Raw genomic sequence first — 18,825 nt, 5'->3', positions numbered from 1 at the left:
GCCGGGGGAGTCTTGATCGATACCGATCCGTACTTTGCAGAGCGCAAGGCGCTTCTGCGCCAGGAAGCCCTTGTCCAGCGGGACAAGGTGGCCCGCTCCGCGCGGGCGGATGCCGCTCAGCAGTCGGCCCGTCACTTCTTCGACGGGGTCGCGCTCGAACCCGATGACATCGTTGCCGCCTATTGGCCGATCCGCGACGAGATCGACTGCAAGCCGCTTCTGACCCGGTTGATGGATTCGGGCCAGCCGGTCTGCCTTCCGGTTGTCGTGGGGGAAGACGACCCGCTGGAATTGCGGCTCTGGGAGCCGGGTCAGCCGCTCTATCCTTCGGGCTTTGGAACGCTCGCACCCGCAGAGACCGCCCCCCTCGTCGAACCGGACGTCGTCGTCATCCCGCTTCTTGGATTTGACCGGCTGGGCACGCGATTGGGGTATGGCAAGGGTTATTACGACCGCACGCTTGCCGCGATGAGGAAATCTCCGCTTCTGGTGGGCTATGCCTACGCTGCCCAGGAACTCGAGTTCATTCCGCGCGAGGAACACGACCTGCCGCTCAACATCCTTGTGTGCGAATCCGGCCTGCGCAGGTTCGGGGCATGAAGTTTCTGTTTCTGGGCGATGTGGTCGGCCGCGCCGGCCGTCGCGCCGTCGCCGATAGGCTCCCCGGCCTCATCGACCAGCACAAATTCGATTTCGTCGTCATCAACGGCGAGAATGCCAGCCATGGCCGGGGCATCACCGAAACCCATTATGAGGCCCTGCGCGCGGCGGGGGCCGACGTGGTGACGCTGGGCGATCATGCCTTCGATCAACGCGAGATCATGACCGCCATAGAGCGTCATGACACGCTGTTGAGGCCGATCAACTTCGCTCCTGGCGCCCCGGGACGGGGCTCGGCGTTCGTTGTGGGCCGGAACGGCCATCAGGTTCTGGTGATCAATCTGCTCGGCCGGGTCTTCATGCCGCCCATGGATGACCCTTTCCGCGCGGTCGAGGCCGCAGTCGCGGCCTGCCCGCTGGGCGAGCAAGCCGATGCGATCATTGTGGATTTCCACGCCGAGGCCACGTCCGAGATGCAGGCCATGGGCCATTTTCTCGACGGCCGGGTGACGCTGGTGGTGGGCACCCACACCCATATCCCCACCGCAGACGAACGCATCCTGTCCGGCGGCACCGCGCTCATGAGCGACGCCGGCATGTGCGGGGACTACAACAGCGTCATCGGCATGGAACCCGAAGAGCCGCTCAACCGCTTCCTGACCGGCCTGCCCTCGGCACGATTCACGCCCGCAGAGGGAGAAGGCACCCTCTCGGGCATTGCGGTGGAGACCGACCCCGCGACCGGTCTGGCGGCCCGGATTTCGGCCTTTAGGGTGGGCGGAATGCTCGCCCCTGCGCTGCCCTCGTTCTGACACGGCTTTATTTTCATCCCCGCGCTGACTATAAACCGGTCAAATTTTGAAACCTCCAGACTGACAGGGACCAGTCCACACATGGCCGGCCATTCACAGTTCAAGAACATCATGCATCGCAAGGGACGGCAGGATGCCGTCCGCTCCAAGATCTTTTCCAAGCTGGCGCGCGAGATCACCGTTGCAGCCAAGTCCGGACTGCCCGATCCCGCGATGAACCCCCGGCTGCGCCTGGCGATCAACAACGCCAAGGCCCAGTCGATGCCCAAGGACAACATCGAAAGGGCCATCAAGAAGGCAGCCGGGGGCGATGCGGAAAATTACGAAGAAGTTCGATACGAAGGATACGGCCCCGGCGGGGTCGCGGTCATCGTTGAAGCGCTGACCGACAACCGCAACCGCACCGCATCAAGCGTGCGCTCGACCTTTTCCAAGGCCGGCGGCTCGCTCGGTGAGACCAATTCGGTCTCGTTCATGTTCGACCGGGTGGGCGAGATTGTTTATCCCTCTTCGGTCGGCGACGCCGATACCGTCATGGAAGCGGCTATCGAGGCCGGTGCCGACGATGTGCAGACCAATGAGGACGGGCACACGATCTACTGCGCGTTCGAGGTTATCGGGGACGTCTCCAGTGCCCTGGAAGCCAAGCTCGGCGAGGCCGAGAGCGTCAAGCCGATCTTCCGGCCCCAGACTTCAACCGCCGTCGATGCCGACAAGGGCGCTAGCCTGATGAAGCTCATCGACAATCTCGAAGACGACGACGACGTCCAGAACGTCTACGCCAATTTTGAGATGAGCGACGAGGACATGGCCAAGCTCTCAGCTTAAAGCAGTTCCTGTTCTGACTGGCTGAGAACGGGAACTCTGTGCCTTTGGTTTCCCATATTTGCTAACCGGAAGGATGTTTCCACTTTTTGCTGGGACGCGCTCTCGCAGGCTGGCGTCTTCTTACACCGTCCGGATGAGACGAAGCGGCTGGACCGTTCTCTGCGGGGTTTCCATGGCGACCAAGTTGCGGCCCGCATGCTTGGCCTCGTAGAGCTTGGCATCGGCGCGCCGGAACAACTCCTCGAACCGGGCCGGACCCCAATAGGTCGTGCCGCCGATGCTGATCGAGAGAGGGCATTTGCGCCCGTCAACCTCGAACGCCACCTGTTCGACCGAAAGTCTGATTGCTTCGGCAACCGCGCTTGCTTGCTGCGGGCTCGTATGGGGCAGAAATACACCGAATTCTTCGCCGCCGAGCCGGCCCACAAGGTCGGTTCCCGGCCGCACGGCGCCGGCGATCACTCCGGCGATCCGCGTGAGGGCCTTGTCTCCGCTGGCATGGCCGAACTGGTCGTTGATCGACTTGAAGTGATCGGCATCCACGACGAGCAGGGCGCCTGTGGCTTCCGCGCCGGCCTGTTCGAGGTGACCGGCGACCTGTTCCGCAAAGGCGCCGTGGTTGAGGCTGCCGGTCAGTGAATCGAGCTGAGCGGTGGCGGCAAGCCGTTCGTAGGCGATCTCCAGTTCGAAGTATTTGATCGTCATCATCAAGATCAGTGGGCTGGCGAGACCTATGGGGATGGCGATGGACGCGATAAGCCCGACATTGCCCAGGCCGGCAGACAGCCCGTTCAGCATCGCGTGGCTCCCGACGACCGACAGGCATACGCTCGCAATCGTGAGCGAAGCGGTCCGTGCTGCGATCTTCCGCCAGATCTTGACGGGAAGGTCTGGGATGCCGAGCATATAGTGTCCTGAGGCCTGGGCGAACCTGGATCTTAGCGGGCCAATCCTGAACGACACGTTTCTCCTCGGGTGGAAATGCCGGACAACCGGAGATTTTCCGGAGAGTTTTCCCCAGGGGTTTGCCCTGCCGGTTCGTCCAACGCTGTGTTTCCTGTTTGTTCACTTTGCTGTTGGTAGGTTCCCATCACTGCATTACAGTTGGGATCATGGTGGATAGTGTGCGAATCATGGGGATCGATCCCGGGCTCCGGAGGACCGGCTGGGGAGTCATCGAAAGTCGGGGCAACAGGCTCACCTTCGTTGCGTGCGGGGTTCTGACCCCGCCGGTCGAAGATGCCCTTGCCATCCGGCTGGTCCATCTGCACGAGGGGCTCGAAGCGCTGGTGAGCGAGTATCGGCCCGAGGAAGCCGCAGTGGAAGAAACCTTCGTCAATGCCGGGCCGCGCTCGGCGCTTTTGCTCGGGCAGGCAAGGGGCATCGCCGTGATGACGCCTGCGGCCATGGGGCTCGATGTTGGCGAGTACTCGGCCAATCTGGTCAAGAAATCTGTGGTCGGGACAGGCCACGCGGACAAAAAGCAGATCGAGTTGATGGTGCGCACGCTGCTGCCCTCGGCGCGGTTCACGTCGAGCGATGCCGCCGATGCGCTGGCGATCGCCATCTGCCACGCCCATCACCGTCAGCATCGCAAACTGGCTGTCTCGGCATGATCGGCAAACTCAAGGGCCTGCTGGAGACGGTGGGAGAGGATCACGCGCTCATCGATGTGGGCGGGGTCTGTTACGAAGTGTTTTGTTCCACGCGTACGCTTGAGGTACTGCCCGCGACCGGCGAACCGGCCTCTGTTTTTGTCGAAATGATCGTGCGCGAGGACATGATCCGGCTCTATGGATTTTCAGGCGCCTCGGAAAAGGGCTGGTTCAGGCTGCTCCTGAGCGTGCAGGGCGTGGGCGCAAGGGTGGCGCTCGGCATTTTATCCACGCTGTCCCCGTCCGATCTCTCCTCGGCGATCTCGCTTCAGGACAAGGCTATGGTGGGTCGCGCGCCCGGAGTCGGTCCCAAGCTCGCCCAGCGGATCGTCTCCGAACTCAAGGGAAAGATGCCCGCGCACGGCGCAATCGACTCCGGTGTCGCCGGTCTTCAGAACGCGCTCGGCGAGGGTATTGCAGCGAGCAATCTCGCTGATGCGGTTTCGGCCCTGGTCAATCTCGGATACGGCCAGTCCCAGTCGTCCTCTGCAGTCGCCCGCGTGGTGGCGCGCGAGGGGCAGGAGACGTCGACCGAAAAGCTCATCCGCCTTGGGCTCAAGGAGTTGAGCAGTTGACGGTGCGCGCTTGCAAATGCAGCGCCTGGGGCTTAGCGAAGGCATCATGAGCGACTTGACCGATGCCACAACCGGCCGCGATGAAGGCGTCGATGTTTCCCTTCGCCCTCTGGGATTTGACGAATTCATCGGCCAGGAGGCGGCACGCGCCAATCTTCAGGTTTTCATTCAGGCGGCAAAACAGCGTCACGCGGCGCTCGATCATGTCCTGTTCGTCGGCCCACCGGGGTTGGGCAAGACCACGTTGGCCCAAATCCTGGCGCGCGAACTGGGTGTCGGCTTTCGCGCCACATCCGGGCCGGTTATCGCCAAGGCGGGAGATCTGGCCGCGCTGCTGACCAATCTCGAAGATCGCGACGTCCTGTTCATCGACGAGATCCACAGGCTCAATCCCGCTGTCGAGGAAATTCTCTACCCGGCCATGGAGGATTTCCAGCTTGATCTCATCATCGGGGAGGGCCCAGCCGCCCGCTCTGTGCGGATCGATCTGGCCAAGTTCACGCTCGTGGGCGCAACCACCCGCGCCGGGCTTCTGACCACCCCCCTTCGGGACCGGTTCGGCATTCCGGTGCGTCTCAATTTCTATACGCCAGATGAATTGGTGCAGATCGTTGAGCGCGGGGCGCGGCTCATGGGCGCTGAGATGACCCCGGACGGGGCCATGGAAGTGGCCCGCCGCTCGCGCGGCACGCCGCGGATCGCGGGGCGCCTGTTGCGCCGGGTCACCGATTTCGCGCTCGTGGAAGGGGCGGCACGGATCGACAAACTGGTGGCCGATCGTGCGCTCCTGCGGCTCGACGTGGACGCACGTGGCCTCGATCAGCTCGATCGCCGCTATCTCAAGACGATCGCAGAATTTTACGGCGGTGGACCGGTCGGGATCGAGACCATCGCGGCGGCGCTGTCGGAACCCCGCGATGCAATCGAGGAAATCGTCGAGCCCTATCTGATCCAGCAGGGGTTCATCCAGCGCACGCCCCGCGGCAGGATGATGACCGCCCATTCCTTCCAGCATATGGGGTATGCCGTTCCCCAGGGCTTTGCGGGATTGCAGGCCCGCCTCTTCGAGGACGAAGGGGAGTCCGAATGATTCCCGTTTTGGACGACGGCTCGCGTTTTATGGTGCGTGTCTATTTCGAAGACACGGACTTTTCGGGCAATGTTTATCATGCCGCCTATCTGAAGTTCTTCGAGAGAGCGCGCACTGAACTGTTGCGGAGCCAGGGCATCCACCACGCTGCCCTCGCGCGCCAGGGGCTGGTCTTTGCGGTGCGCGAGCTCACCATAGCTTATGACAGAGCAGCCCGGATCGACGATAAGCTGGACGTCGAAACCAGGGTAGAGCGCCTCTCGGGCGCCAGGCTCGTTCTGGCCCAGACCATCAGCCGGGACGGGGACACGATCTGCCGGGCAAGGGTCACCGTGGTTATCCTGACGCTTCTGGGACGTCCTGCGCGCCTGCCTGCAGACCTTCGCGCGCGTTTTTCCGCGCTCTGAGCGCTTTTTTAACCATTGATTGACCATAAAGGGTGGCCAAGAGGGAGCGCGCGTGCGCCAACGCGAAGGTGAACCGAGCGTCTCCTACTTTTGACAAATTTGACTCTCATCGGATCGGGCAGCGTCGAGGGCGGACGCCTTCCGCAAGTTCGGGGACTAGGAAAAATGGAAGCAATGGACGCAGTGGGCACCGCAGCGGCTCATACAGACTTTTCGCCGCTCGGGCTGTTCCTGATGGCCGACATCGTGGTCAAGGCCGTCATGCTCGGCCTGCTCGCGGCGTCGATCTGGTGCTGGGCGATTATCATCGACAAATCGCTGATGTTCACGCGGACCCGTCGCGACATGAACGCCTTCGAGCGCACCTTCTGGTCGGGCCAGTCGCTCGAAGAGCTCTACCAGACGCTCTCCCAACGTCCCACGACCGGCCTCTCATCGGTGTTCGTCGCGGCGATGAAGGAATGGAAGCGCAGCCATGAGCAGAACGCCGCCTCCTATATCGGCGTGCAGGCGCGGCTGGACAAGGTTCTCGACGTGGCCATCGCCCGTGAGAGCGAGGAACTCGAGCGCCGGCTGTCGTTCCTTGCCACAGTGGGCAGTGCCGCGCCTTTCATCGGCCTGTTCGGCACAGTCTGGGGCATCATGAACGCCTTTTCCTCGATCGCCGCGTCCCAGAGCGCGAGCCTTGGCGTGGTTGCCGGTCCGATCGCCGAGGCCCTGTTCGCCACCGCGATCGGCCTTGTGGCCGCCATTCCGGCGGTCATCGCCTACAACAAGCTTTCGGGTGATGCCAACAAGCTCATCGGCCGCCTCGAGGGCTTTGCCGACGAGTTCGCCGCAATTCTCGGCCGGCAGCTCGAAGCGCGGGGGAGCAAGTAATGGGCATGTCGGTGGCAGGCAAGGGCGGGCGAGGCGGCGGGCGCCGGCGCCGCGGCGCCCGGAACGCCATGATGAGCGAAATCAACGTCACGCCCTTCGTGGACGTGGTGCTGGTGCTGCTCATTGTGTTCATGGTCGCAGCGCCCATGATGACGGTGGGGGTCGCGATCGATCTGCCCCAGACCCGCGCCCAGGAAATGGAAATGCAGCGCACGCCGATAACCGTGTCGGTCACCCCTGACGGGGCAATCTTTGTCGGCGAGGATGCGGTGGGTGTCGAGGCACTCGTTGCCCGCGTCGCCGAGGAAGCCGAGAGCACTGAAACGCGCATATATGTGCGGGGCGATGCCACCGCCAATTACGGCTTGGTTATGCAGGTCATGGGCGAACTCTCGGGTGCAGGGTACGGCCGGATCGGGCTGATCACAGAGCAGGCTGGCGCGTCGCCGGCCGGAGAATGACGCCATGCGTCTGGGCGCCAGCATATCGGTGTTCGGTCATGTGACCCTTATCGCCTTGGGGCTGGTGAACCTCACCGGCTCGCGCGATCTCGAGACCGTGATGCCGGATGCGATTGCCGTGGACCTGGTGCCCATCAGCGAGATCTCCCAGATCAGGATGGGGACCGAGGAGAGCACGGTGGTCGACACCCCCGCGCCGGCCGTGGCCGAGAGCGAGCAGGAGGTCCAGCCCGCCCAGCGGACCGGAACGACCGAGGAAGATCAGTCAACCCCGGAAGTCACCGACACCCCTTCCCCTGCCCCCAGCATCGAGACCGCACCTGCGCCCGAAGCCGAGCCAGAGCCAGAGCCAGAGCCCGAAACCGAGCCGGAGCCCACCCCGTCGCCGCCACAGCCCGAACCCGCACCTGCGCCCGAGCCAGAGCCTGCCCCGGAGCCAGAGCCTGCTCCCGAGCCAGAAGTGCAGCCCGAGCTCGAGCCGGAACTGGCTGTCGAACCCGAGCCCGAAGTGCCCCAGGAAACCTTCGTGCCACCCCCGCCGGTGACGGCCGATGTGGAGCGGTTGCGTGAGGAATTCGCGCGCCGCCAGGAGCAGCAGCGCGTGGCCGAAGCCCAGCAGCGCGAGCAGCAGGAGCGCGAAGCCGAAGAGCGTCGGCGCGAAGAGGAACGGCAGGCCGAAGCACAACGCCAGCGGGAGACGCAGACGGCGGAGTCTCAGGAACGCGCTGATCGGATAGAGGACATCATCAACCAGGAAACGTCGCGCGGTGCGACCACCGGGCAGGGCGGGGAAGAGGCACTCGGCCGCCCGACCGGCCAGTCCGCTTCGCTGAGCCAGTCTGAGCAGGCGGCTCTGGCCGCGGCAATGCGACGCTGCTGGAGCCCCCCGATCGCGGCCATGACGACGCCGGGGCTGACGGTTCGTTTGCTGGTGACGTTCAACAGGGACGGTTCGCTCGCGGGCGCGCCCGAAATCCGCTCTGCGATGACCGACGATCTGGTGCGCACCACGGCGCTGGCCGCCCAGCGGGCGGTGCAGCAATGCGCACCCTACACCATACTTCCTGCCGACAAGTTCGAGAGCTGGCAACAGGTCGACGTGACTTTCGATCCACGCGATCTCTAGTCGATGCGGCCATCGTTCTGTGTCTTGTCTGCAATAGATCGAGATAAAGCCGATGGCGAACGATATTCGGTCACGATTGGCAACTATGGGGTGCAACTCATCCGCCGCCGAATTACTTGGCGGAAAGTGGGCGCCTGAAACGGGTCCGAGGACAAGGAGAATTTGAGAAGATGAGCGTAATAAATCGCAGGACTGCGTTGCGGCTAGGGCTGTCGGGCGCGGCCGTGCTGGCCGCGGGCGGCCCGGCCTCGGCGCTTGTCCAGATCACTGTGACAGGGGGCAATTTCACGCCATTGCCCATTGCCGTTCCTGATTTCGCCTCGAGCGATCCCACATTCGGCGCCGAAGTCGCGCAGATCGTGCGCAACAACCTGACCCGGTCGGGCCTGTTCCGTCTCGTAGAGCCCTCTAGCTATCCTCAGCAAGTGGGTGCTCCCAACGCCACGCCGGAGTTCGCGTCCTGGCGCGGCACGGGCGCCGACGCGGTCGTGATGGGTGAGGCCGACCGGGCCGGCGGGCAGATCCAGTCCAGTCTGCGGCTCTGGGATACGACGGCCGGGGAACAGGTCACCGGCAAATCCTATGGCACCGACGCCAACAGCTGGCGCCGCATCGCCCACATCGCATCGGACGCAATCTATTCAGGGCTCACCGGTGAAGACGGCTATTTTGATTCACGCGTGGTCTATATCGCCGAAAGCGGTCCCAAGGCCAACCGGATCAAGCGTGTCGCGGTCATGGATCAGGACGGGGCCAACAACAGTTACCTCACCGACGGGCGGATGCCGGCGATCACGCCACGGCTGTCGCCGGATGGACAGACTATCGCCTATATGACCCTTGATGGGCCCAATAGCTCGGGCATCTACCTGCTCAACATGGGCTCTGGCCAGAGTCAGGCGCTCGGCCGTTTCGGCCAGATGAGCTTTGCGCCCCGGTTTTCGCCTGACGGGCGCCGTCTGGTGTTCTCGGTTACCCAGGGTGCGGCGACCAATCTTTACGCACTCGACCTAGGTGCCTCTCAGCCTTTCGCACTCACCTCGGGAGCGGCAATCGATACCTCGCCCTCCTATTCGCCGGACGGGTCCCGGATCGTTTTCGAATCCGATCGCGGCGGGCGGCCGCAGATTTACGTGATGGCCGCCAATGGGGGCGGAGCAGAGCGGATTTCCTTCGGGGATGGGTCCTATTCCACGCCGGTCTGGTCACCCAAGGGCGACCTGATCGCGTTCACCCGTATGTCGGGCGGGCAGTTCTCGATCGGCACCATGCAGCCCGACGGGTCGGGGGAACGCATTCTCGCGACCAGCTACCACGCCGAAGGCCCGACCTGGGCGCCGAATGGCCGGGTGCTCATGTTCTTCCGCGATCCGGGCGGCAATGACGGGCCCAGGCTCTATGCTATGGATATCTGGGGCCGGAACGAGAGCCAGGTGCCCACCGAAGGGTTCGCCTCGGACCCCGCATGGTCACCCTTGCTGAGCTAGAGTGTTTCCAGGAAAAATGGAAACACTCTTCCGGTTCACAAACGCGACAAATCAAAAACTAGAGTTCCTGTTCCGATTCAATCAGAACAGGAACTCCAGGCGGCTCGATTGCATAGCTGCAACACTCGGCGGTGTCCCTGAACGGGACGCTGCTCAATCCGGCCCCATGCCGCATTTGTGCCCGATTAAGAGCGAATTAACCATGCTTCCGTACCGGGCATTAAGATAACGCGGTGTAAATCGGGTAACTACATTTTTTCCGTTCTGGAGCTGTGAATCGCTATGGGTTCGACCATGCCTCTTCTTCGCCTTGGCAAAGGCTTCCTTATGGTGTTTTTGCTGGTTGCCGTGGCTGCGTGCGCGCGCACCCCGACCACCGGTGTCGGCAATCTCGGGCCGGGTGAGGGCGGTGGCTCTCCGGGTAGCCAGCAGGAGTTTCTCGTCTCGGTTGGTGACCGTGTGTTCTTTGAGACCGACTCCTCGGTTCTCACCTCCGATGCGCAGGCTACGCTCGATGCCCAGTCCCAGTGGCTGCAGCGCTATGCCCAGTACCGTATCGTGATCGAAGGCCACGCCGACGAGCGCGGGACGCGCGAATACAACATCGCCCTTGGCGCCCGTCGCGCCAGCGCGGTCGTCAACTACCTCGCCAGCCGCGGCATTCCCTCGGATCGCATTTCCACGGTGTCTTATGGCAAGGAACGGCCGGTGGCCGTATGCAATGATATCTCATGCTGGTCCCAGAACCGTCGCGCGGTCACAGTACTGACAAACTGAGGCGCGAAAGCATCTGATATCTGGAGGCAAGGCGCCGGGACCGCGTATATGGTTCCGGCGCTTCTTTTTTGCCAATATCTGCCGGTATGCGACGTATCGATTCCGTGCGCCGGACCGGCCAGCGGATACCAAATCAGGAGGCAAAGCGTGCCAGCAATCTCAAAGGGAAAGCCGGGGGTGTTGCGCAAGTCCGCACTGCTCGCGACATTCGCCGCCACCCTGTTCCTTTCGGGCGGGGCGCCGGCATTCAGTCAGGTCAATGACCCGGCTGCCATGCAGGTCAGGATCGATCGGCTCGAAGAGCAGGTGCGGGTCTTTTCCGGCCAGCTCGAGGGCCTCCAGTTCCAGATGACGCAGCTTCAGACCCTGCTCGAGCGCATCCAGGAAGACAACGAGTTCCGGTTCCAGCAACTGGAGGATGGTGGCCTGGGGGAAACTGAGGCGGCAACCCAATCCGGCGGCGTGACGCCGACCGAAGTGTTGCCGCCGGAAACCCAGCCCGAATCGGATGCTTCGATCCAAGGCGCCAATGTTCTGTCGGGTGACGAGGATTTGATTGGGGAAGCCCAGATCGGCTCGGAGGACGAGCTCTATGCCAGCGATGTCTTTGGCGAGGATGGCGTGGTGCTGGGCGCACCCGAAGGGCCGTTGGGCACAACAGCGCCCTCCGATCCGCTGGACCTCTCGTTCGACCCCGTAGACGCAGAAGCGCCCGACGCCGATGCCGCGGCCCAGTACCAGGCGGCTTACGATGCCGTGGTGCGCGGGGAGTGGGCCTTTGCCGAGGACCAGTTCCGCCAGTTCGTCGCTGCCCATCCCGATCACGGCCAGGCGCCCGATGCCACCTATTGGCTGGGGCACACGCTGGTCGAGCGCGGCGCCTATGACGAGGCGGCCGATCTGCTGTTGACCGGTTTCGAGCGCTACCCGACCTCCATGCGGGCGCCTGATATTCTTTTGACGCTGGGGATCGCGCTTCACGGGACTGGGGAGTTCGATACAGCATGCCGGACCTATGCCGAAGTCCTGAGGCGCTATCCGGACGCCACGCAGGCCTTCCGGGAGCGGGTGACGGCCGAGCAGGCAAGGGCAGGGTGCTGACGGGCGCTCTGCCTACCGTAGATCAGCTCGATCCCATCGGCCTGTTCGCGCCGGTGCGCTTCGAACCGCGGCTCGGTCTCGCCGTTTCTGGTGGGCCCGATTCCCTGGCCCTGATGGTGCTGGCAAGCCGGTGGCGCAGCCTTTCTCCAGACGCACCGGTGCTCAATGTCTATGTTTTCGATCACCGTCTGCGCTCAGGTTCCGCCGAGGAAGCGGCGATGGTGGCTCAGGCCGCCCATGGCTTGGGGCTAAAGGTTACCAGATTGGCCTGGGAGGCGCCGCACACTGGCGCGGGGCTTCAGGCCGCTGCGCGCGCGGCGCGATATCGCGCGATCGGAGAGGCTATGGCGCGCGATGGCGTCGGCGTTCTGGCTACGGGCCATCACAGCGCTGATCAGGCCGAAACCGTGCTCATGCGCCTCGCCCATGGCAGCGGAATCTCAGGTCTGGCTGGCATGCGGCCCTTCTCCCAGGTTGAAGGCGTCCGCGTCTTTCGTCCGCTTCTGGACATCGACCCTGCCGATCTGGCGGCGGTGGTTGGTGAGGCTGGGCTGGAGCCTGCTCTGGATCCGTCCAACGGAAATCCAGAATTCGAGCGCGTTCGCTGGCGGGCGCTGTGCGGAACCTTCGACGAGATCGGGCTGACAGCCGCACGTATCGGCGTGTTCGCCCGCCGTGCGGGGCGGCTCGATGCGCTTGCGCGGCAGGATGCGGAGGCGTTCTGGTTGACCCATTGCGCGGTGAACCCGCTCGGCGTGGTGGCTGGCTCCTTTGCGGACCTCAACAACGCGCCGGAAGAAATTGGCATCCGCGTTCTGTCAATGGCGATCGAAGTGGCAACGGGCAAGCCGGTGCGCGCCCTCGCGGCTCTCGAAAATCTGCACGAAGCGCTGGTCGCCCGGCAGACCGGCACGGCCATGACGCTTGCCGGGGCTTGCATCATGGTGCGCAACACCACGCTTCTGGTCTTTCGCGAATCCGGCCGCATGGCGTCCGAACGCATCGCATTGGTGCCGGGCGCGCCAATCGTCTGGGACAACCGGTTTCGCGTCTGCGCACGACAGGCCGGCTATACGATCGGTCCCGCAACCGATGTCGTCCGACCGCAGGCCGCTGACCTGCTCGGACCGCTGGCGGAGAGCATGCCGATGGCGGCCATCGCCGCCGCGCCGGCTGTCTTTGATTGTGCCGGCAGGTGCGTTTCGATCGGGGCGCCGGGCGATCCGGATGTGGCTCAGGTGGCGCCGCGGGCGTGACCAACCGGTTAACCGGTCTCCGAAAATCCCGGCGGAGCGGCGTATAGCCCCAGCCGCCGCCCTTGTATCGCCCGAATGGCGGCCCTACATTCGGGACCAACAGTGAGCATGCGGGCGTTCTCGCATGCGCCCTCCCGGGACAGGATTTATGAACGGTAATTTTCGGAACTTCGCGATCTGGCTGGTCATCCTCTTCATGCTCATGGGGTTGTTCCAGGTCTTCCAGACCTCAACGCGAACGGTGGCGGTCGCCGAACGGACCTACAGCCAGTTTGTGAACGACGTCGACAACGGCCGGGTGGCCGAAGTTACGATCATCAACGATACGGTGGACGGTCGGCTCAACGACGGCTCGCGGTTCGAGGTGACCCTGCCGCCGAGCGCGGACATCGTGCCGCGCCTAGAGGAGCAGGGCGTCGCCATATCCGCGCGCGCTCCCGAAGGCAGCCCGTTCTGGTCGATCCTGCTCTCGAGCTGGCTGCCCTTTATCGTCATCATCGCCATCTGGTTCTTTTTCATTCGCCAGATGCAGGGCGGTGGCCGTGGCGGGGCGATGGGGTTCGGCAAGAGCCGCGCCAAGATGCTCACCGAGACTTCCGGTCGCGTGACCTTCGAAGACGTGGCGGGCGTAGAGGAAGCCAAGCAGGACCTCGAGGAAATCGTCGAATTCTTGCGAGACCCGGGCAAGTTCCAGCGTCTGGGCGGTCGCATTCCGCGAGGCGTGCTGCTTGTCGGCCCCCCGGGTACCGGCAAGACGCTGCTGGCCCGCTCCGTGGCCGGCGAAGCCAATGTGCCGTTCTTTACCATTTCGGGTTCGGACTTCGTTGAAATGTTCGTGGGTGTCGGCGCCAGCCGCGTGCGCGACATGTTCGAGCAGGCCAAGAAGAACGCGCCCTGCATCATCTTCATCGACGAAATCGATGCGGTCGGTCGTCAGCGCGGCGCCGGCCTGGGTGGCGGCAATGACGAGCGCGAGCAGACGCTCAACCAGTTGCTCGTCGAGATGGACGGCTTTGAGGCCAATGAGGGCATCATCCTGATCGCCGCGACCAACCGTCCCGACGTTTTGGACCCCGCGCTGCTGCGTCCTGGCCGTTTCGACCGTCAGGTCGTCGTGCCCAACCCGGACGTGGCGGGCCGCGAGCGCATTCTCAAGGTCCATGTCCGCAAGGTGCCCCTGGCCCCCGACGTCGATCTCAAGGTGCTTGCCCGCGGGACCCCCGGGTTCTCAGGTGCGGACTTGATGAATCTCGTCAACGAAGCGGCGTTGATGGCGGCGCGGCGCAACAAGCGCTTCGTTACTCATGCCGAGTTCGAGGATGCCAAGGACAAGATCATGATGGGCGCCGAGCGGCGCACCATGGCGATGACCGACGACGAAAAGAAGCTCACGGCTTACCATGAGGCCGGTCACGCCCTGATCAGCATGAAGTTCAACAACGTGCTCGATCCGATCCACAAGGCGACGATCATTCCGCGCGGGCGCGCGCTGGGCATGGTGATGTCGCTGCCGGAAAAGGACACCTACTCGTTCAGTCGCGAGAAGGCCGTGGCCCAGCTTGCCATGGCGTTCGGGGGCCGAGAGGCCGAGATTTACAAGTTCGGAGCCGAAAAGGTGACGTCCGGCGCTTCGGGCGACATTCAGATGGCGACCAATCTGGCCCGTGCCATGGTCATGGAATGGGGCATGAGCGAGAGGCTCGGCCGCGTGCGCTACAAGTCCAACGACCAGGAGGTGTTCCTGGGCCATTCGGTGACCCAGTCCCAGCATATGTCCGACGAGACGGCCAAACTGATCGACGAGGAAGTGCGCAAGCTTGTCGAAGACGGTGAGTCCGAGGCCCGCCGGCTGATCCGGGACAATCTCGACCAGTTCGAAACCATCGCCCAGGCGCTGCTCGAGTACGAAACCCTGACCGGCGACGAACTGCGTGGCCTGATGGAAGGCCGGACCCCGGTCAGGGATATCGACAACGATTCCACGCCCAAGGGCACAGGCGTGCCCAAGGCCGGCAAGCCCAAGAGCCAGAAAAAGCGGGACGACGGGGCCGGCGACACAGGCGGCATGGAGCCCCAGCCCGGCACCTAATGGTCTCTTTTGTGCCTGAGAACATCCAGCAAGGCCGCCCGTTCGCGGGTGGCCTTGTTTTGTGGTTCGAGACTGGCGGGCTTGCCATGGCACCCGGGCTTGATTACCCAGAACGTTGATCCATGGGAGCGAATGGCGTTGGGCAAGAAGATCGATACAAAGACGGAGGGGCTGGACGTCTACGTCTATGTGGCCAAGACTTTCGCCGACAGTCCCTGGCTCCATTATGGTCTGTGGGAGCCGGGCGAACGCCCGACCGTACCGCGCTTGCGCATGGCGCAGGAACGGTATGTGGACCAGCTGCTGACCCTGATCCCGCCCCCGCCGTTGCGCGTGCTCGACATCGGAGGAGGCACCGGCGAAATGGCCAGCCTGCTCGTCTCCAAGGGCTATAGGGTCGACATGATCACGCCCAGCCCGCTCCAGGCGGAGATCGCTGCCGAGAAACTGGGGGCGAACGGGCAGGTGTACGAGACGCGCTTTGAGGATTTCACGGGCAGCGGCCCCTATGATGTGTGTTTGTTTTCCGAGAGTTTCCAGTATGTGAAGCTCGACGCAAGCCTTGAAAAGCTCGAGGCGCTGCTTGCACCCGGTGGTCGCGTGGTGATCGCCGATTGCTTCCGGGCCGATGCGTACAAGGGTGATCGCCAGCCCGGTGGAGGGCACCGGTTTTCCGAGTTTCTCGAACAGATTGCCGCCCACGGCTTCGGGATATTGGATGACCATGACGTGACCGCCGCGGCGGCGCAGTCCATGGCCATCGATCAGAACTTCTACCGGGAGTTCGCCTCCCCCGCGATCGAGCAGATCAGGGGGTTGCTCTCGTCCAGGCGGCCGGTTCTCTACTGGCTGATGGCGAGGGCTTACGGTCTGTTCGTTCCGCGCGCCGAGCGCGAAAACATCAAGGCGCGCCTCAAGGCAGACTATCGCTCGCCCGAAGCCTTCGAGAAGGTCAATACCTACCGGTTCCTGTCCCTCAAACGCCACAAAGACCGGTAAGGGTCCGGCCGCTGTTTACCCCTTCGTGAGGCCGTGCTTCTGATCGGGGACGAACAGGGGTACAATCGATACAAATACCGGCGGCACTGGCGAGGACGGGCGAAATCATGGCGCGCAAATTTTTCGGAACCGATGGCATCAGGGGCCTCGCCAATGGCGAGAAGCTTACCCCCGAACTGGCTTTGCGCGTGGGCATGGCGACCGGGCTTGCGTTTCGGAGGGGCGACTACACCCATCGGGTGGTAATCGGCAAGGATACGCGCCGGTCCGGCTATATGCTCGAATATGCGCTCTCGGCCGGTTTTACCGCCGTAGGCATGGACGTCTTGCTGCTGGGGCCGATGCCCACGCCCGCCGTCGCCATGCTGACCCGCTCGCTGCGGGCCGATATCGGGGTGATGATCTCGGCGTCCCACAATCCCTATGACGACAACGGCATCAAGCTCTTCCGGCCCGATGGCTACAAGCTTTCGGACAGTTTCGAGCTTGAAATCGAAAAGCTGATCGACGCGGACCTTTCGGAGCGACTGGCGCGGGGGCGCAATGTGGGGCGCATTCGCCGGATCGAGGAAGCGCGCACGCGCTATGTGGAATACGCCAAGCGCACCCTGCCGCGCGAGATCGATTTCACAGGGCTAAGGGTCGTGGTCGACTGCGCCAATGGCGCGGCCTACAAGACCGCTCCGGAGGTGCTCTGGGAGCTGGGGGCCGAGGTCATCCCGATCGGGGTTGCGCCGGACGGGTTCAACATCAACGATGGCTACGGGTCGACCGCGCCGGCGGCGCTGATCGACAAGGTCAAGGAAATGCGCGCCGACATCGGCATCGCGCTCGATGGGGATGCGGACCGCGTGCTCGTGGTCGACGAGAAGGGCGAGGTGGTGGACGGCGACCAACTCATGGCGGTCATCGCCTCCTCCTGGCACCGGCGCGGCCAGCTCCAGGGACAGGGTGTCGTCGCCACGGTGATGTCCAATCTCGGTCTTCAGCGGTATCTGGACGGTCTGGGGCTGTCGCTCGAGCGCACCAAGGTCGGGGACCGGTATGTGCTCGAAGCCATGCGCGCCAAGGGCTTCAACGTTGGCGGAGAGCAGTCGGGCCATATCATCCTGTCGGATTTCACCACGACGGGGGACGGGCTGGTTGCCGCGCTGCAATTGCTTTCGGTGGTCCGGGAAGAGGGCAAGCCGGTTTCGGAGATCTGTCATAAGTTCGAGCCCGTGCCCCAACTGCTCCAGAACGTGCGCTACCAGCGCGGCAAGCCTCTGGAAGACAAGTCCATCAAGCAGCTTATCGCGGATTCCGAGGCGCGGCTGGGAAGCGGCGGGCGGTTGATCATCCGTGAGAGCGGCACCGAGCCGGTGATCCGGGTCATGGGCGAGGGCGATGACGCGGTGCTGGTCAACAAGGTGGTGGGCGATATCGTTTCGGCCATCGGGGCCGTGTCCTGATCGAGGCTGACGCCGAGTAATTGAGACTACGGTTAAACAGCGCTTAAGAAGTTTGCACTAATCCTTGTGGCACGGAACTTACATTCGTGCTGATCGAGGGACACCGACATGCGCAAACTTCTCGCAATATTCGCCGTCGGGCTTGCCGTCGCGACACCGCTCACAGCCATGGCGGCCGATCCGGTGACCTATGGTGAGCCGGTCTACAAGGATTACGTACCTTACGTGCCTGAAGTCGACGAGGGGCTGAAGGGCAATTTCTATCTTCGGGGCAGCCTCGGCGGCAACCTCTCGTGGGCCCACAAGGTCAACCACCCCAGCCAGGATCCCTCGGAATTCTCGGTGGATCGCATGGGCCTTGGCTACAGTGCGGGTCTGGGTCTTGGCTACGAGACCGGGCATGGGCCGCGTTTTGACGTCACTGTCGATTATCTGCACAATGAAGGCATGTCGACCGAGATCACTGGCAGTGGGCCGGTAAATACGGGGCGCCATCAATTGCATCTGCGCTCGACCATCGCGCTGGCCAACGCCTATTATGATTTCGGCCTTGGCGATGGCGGGCTGAGCGCGGCAGGCGGTGCCTTTGGCTATGTCGGCGCGGGCGCCGGTATTGCCATCAACCGCATGGCCAATGTCGAACCGGGGGCAGATACGGCCACCAATTGGGGGGGCAACACCTCGTTCGCGGCGGCGGGCATGGTCGGCGCGGGCTATGATTTCGGGTCGATGGTTGCCGATCTTGGCTACCGTGCGCTCTATATCAACAAGCTCGAGAACGACGAAGCGCCCAATCCCTACACGATCGATCACGCCCTGATCCACGAGATCCGCGGCACGCTGCGCTACCGCTTCAACTGAGCGCCATCTTCCATTACCGGACGATGCGAGGGCGCCTTTGGGCGCCCTTTTTCGTGCCCGCGCTAGGTCCCGGGCTGTGGCAAATTCGGGGCAGAATTTCATGACGTTCGCGCCAAGAGGAAGTTTTCATTCAAGTAGATCAGGGTCTGTTCAGTTTGCGATAAGTATCGCGTAGGACCTTAGTCCTTTGTCGACGATGCGCGCCATGCTTGTTTCGCGGAGATTGCTTCTCGGAAATTGAGCGAAAAAAATCTAACATTTTGCTTGGATTTCGACTTCGGCGACTGTGAATTTTCCCGATCACATTTTCGTCATCGTCTCGGGTAAGGGTTTGGGCAGTTCGCGGCTTGGCGGAACCGTTCGGTTATTTC

Annotated in this window: 19 protein-coding genes; 18 read left to right on the top strand and 1 reads right to left on the bottom strand. The window is 63.2% G+C overall.

The genetic code is table 11. The annotated features are described in order from the left end of the window. Positions 1-12: 12 nt before the first annotated feature. The 3 genes from EO136_RS00400 to EO136_RS00390 all read left to right on the top strand — a co-directional run bounded on the left by EO136_RS00400 (position 13) and on the right by EO136_RS00390 (position 2,240). Entirely contained in the window at positions 13-600 is a 588-nt protein-coding gene (locus tag EO136_RS00400) for a 5-formyltetrahydrofolate cyclo-ligase (RefSeq protein WP_164730368.1), read from the top strand. After that, positions 597-1,412, top strand: coding sequence for a TIGR00282 family metallophosphoesterase (locus EO136_RS00395; protein WP_127142484.1), 816 nt, complete (start codon positions 597-599; stop codon positions 1,410-1,412). Before EO136_RS00400 ends, EO136_RS00395 begins: the two co-directional genes overlap by 4 nt. An 81-nt stretch (positions 1,413-1,493) precedes the next feature. Next, positions 1,494-2,240 (top strand): YebC/PmpR family DNA-binding transcriptional regulator, encoded by a 747-nt coding sequence (locus tag EO136_RS00390; RefSeq protein ID WP_127142482.1) that lies wholly within the window; start codon positions 1,494-1,496, stop codon positions 2,238-2,240. Between the two features lie 120 nt (positions 2,241-2,360). On the opposite strand, the gene EO136_RS00385 is transcribed toward EO136_RS00390, so the two are convergent. Beyond that, a complete protein-coding gene (locus tag EO136_RS00385; RefSeq protein WP_127142480.1) occupies positions 2,361-3,146 on the bottom strand; it encodes a GGDEF domain-containing protein in 786 nt (261 codons plus the stop codon). Between the two features lie 206 nt (positions 3,147-3,352). On the opposite strand from EO136_RS00385, the gene ruvC reads away from it, so the two are divergent. The 15 genes from ruvC to EO136_RS00310 all read left to right on the top strand — a co-directional run bounded on the left by ruvC (position 3,353) and on the right by EO136_RS00310 (position 18,454). Further along, positions 3,353-3,856 (top strand): crossover junction endodeoxyribonuclease RuvC, encoded by a 504-nt coding sequence (gene ruvC / locus EO136_RS00380; protein ID WP_127142478.1) that lies wholly within the window; start codon positions 3,353-3,355, stop codon positions 3,854-3,856. Beyond that, positions 3,853-4,470: a Holliday junction branch migration protein RuvA gene (gene ruvA / locus EO136_RS00375; RefSeq protein ID WP_127142476.1), complete on the top strand. Its 618-nt coding sequence runs from the start codon at positions 3,853-3,855 to the stop codon at positions 4,468-4,470. Before ruvC ends, ruvA begins: the two co-directional genes overlap by 4 nt. A 46-nt stretch (positions 4,471-4,516) precedes the next feature. Beyond that, on the top strand, positions 4,517-5,560 hold the full coding sequence (ruvB, locus tag EO136_RS00370; RefSeq protein WP_127142474.1) for a Holliday junction branch migration DNA helicase RuvB: 1,044 nt from the start codon (positions 4,517-4,519) through the stop codon (positions 5,558-5,560). Then, entirely contained in the window at positions 5,557-5,967 is a 411-nt protein-coding gene (gene ybgC / locus EO136_RS00365) for a tol-pal system-associated acyl-CoA thioesterase (RefSeq protein WP_127142472.1), read from the top strand. The genes ruvB and ybgC overlap by 4 nt, the downstream gene beginning before the upstream one ends. A gap of 174 nt (positions 5,968-6,141) precedes the next feature. Then, a complete protein-coding gene (tolQ, locus tag EO136_RS00360; protein WP_127142576.1) occupies positions 6,142-6,846 on the top strand; it encodes a protein TolQ in 705 nt (234 codons plus the stop codon). Continuing rightward, a complete protein-coding gene (locus EO136_RS00355) occupies positions 6,846-7,307 on the top strand; it encodes a biopolymer transporter ExbD (protein ID WP_127142470.1) in 462 nt (153 codons plus the stop codon). Before tolQ ends, EO136_RS00355 begins: the two co-directional genes overlap by 1 nt. 4 nt (positions 7,308-7,311) lie before the next feature. Further along, complete coding sequence (locus tag EO136_RS18480) at positions 7,312-8,433, top strand: hypothetical protein (protein WP_164730367.1); 1,122 nt, start codon at positions 7,312-7,314, stop codon at positions 8,431-8,433. Positions 8,434-8,603: 170 nt separating this feature from the next. Then, positions 8,604-9,920, top strand: coding sequence for a Tol-Pal system beta propeller repeat protein TolB (tolB, locus tag EO136_RS00345; RefSeq protein ID WP_127142468.1), 1,317 nt, complete (start codon positions 8,604-8,606; stop codon positions 9,918-9,920). 294 nt (positions 9,921-10,214) lie between these two features. Beyond that, the gene (gene pal / locus EO136_RS00340) at positions 10,215-10,697 is read left to right on the top strand and encodes a peptidoglycan-associated lipoprotein Pal (protein WP_246018220.1); all 483 of its coding nucleotides are present in this window, start codon (positions 10,215-10,217) and stop codon (positions 10,695-10,697) included. Positions 10,698-10,844: 147 nt separating this feature from the next. Next, positions 10,845-11,798: a tol-pal system protein YbgF gene (gene ybgF / locus EO136_RS00335; protein ID WP_164730366.1), complete on the top strand. Its 954-nt coding sequence runs from the start codon at positions 10,845-10,847 to the stop codon at positions 11,796-11,798. Continuing rightward, positions 11,792-13,054, top strand: a complete 1,263-nt coding sequence (gene tilS, locus EO136_RS00330) for a tRNA lysidine(34) synthetase TilS (RefSeq protein WP_164730365.1) — start codon at positions 11,792-11,794, stop codon at positions 13,052-13,054. The genes ybgF and tilS overlap by 7 nt, the downstream gene beginning before the upstream one ends. A gap of 148 nt (positions 13,055-13,202) precedes the next feature. Further along, positions 13,203-15,143 (top strand): ATP-dependent zinc metalloprotease FtsH, encoded by a 1,941-nt coding sequence (gene ftsH / locus EO136_RS00325; RefSeq protein WP_127142460.1) that lies wholly within the window; start codon positions 13,203-13,205, stop codon positions 15,141-15,143. A 132-nt stretch (positions 15,144-15,275) separates the two neighbouring features. Beyond that, a complete protein-coding gene (locus tag EO136_RS00320) occupies positions 15,276-16,142 on the top strand; it encodes a class I SAM-dependent methyltransferase (protein WP_127142458.1) in 867 nt (288 codons plus the stop codon). Between the two features lie 107 nt (positions 16,143-16,249). Beyond that, a complete protein-coding gene (gene glmM / locus EO136_RS00315) occupies positions 16,250-17,593 on the top strand; it encodes a phosphoglucosamine mutase (protein WP_127142456.1) in 1,344 nt (447 codons plus the stop codon). Between the two features lie 108 nt (positions 17,594-17,701). After that, the gene (locus EO136_RS00310) at positions 17,702-18,454 is read left to right on the top strand and encodes an outer membrane protein (RefSeq protein WP_127142454.1); all 753 of its coding nucleotides are present in this window, start codon (positions 17,702-17,704) and stop codon (positions 18,452-18,454) included. Positions 18,455-18,825 lie beyond the last annotated feature (371 nt).

The organism is Pelagibacterium montanilacus, assembly GCF_003992665.1.
Lineage (GTDB): Bacteria > Pseudomonadota > Alphaproteobacteria > Rhizobiales > Devosiaceae > Pelagibacterium > Pelagibacterium montanilacus.
The sequence above is the reverse complement of the archived record's forward strand: the minus strand, read 5'-3'. Positions and strand labels throughout refer to the sequence as shown.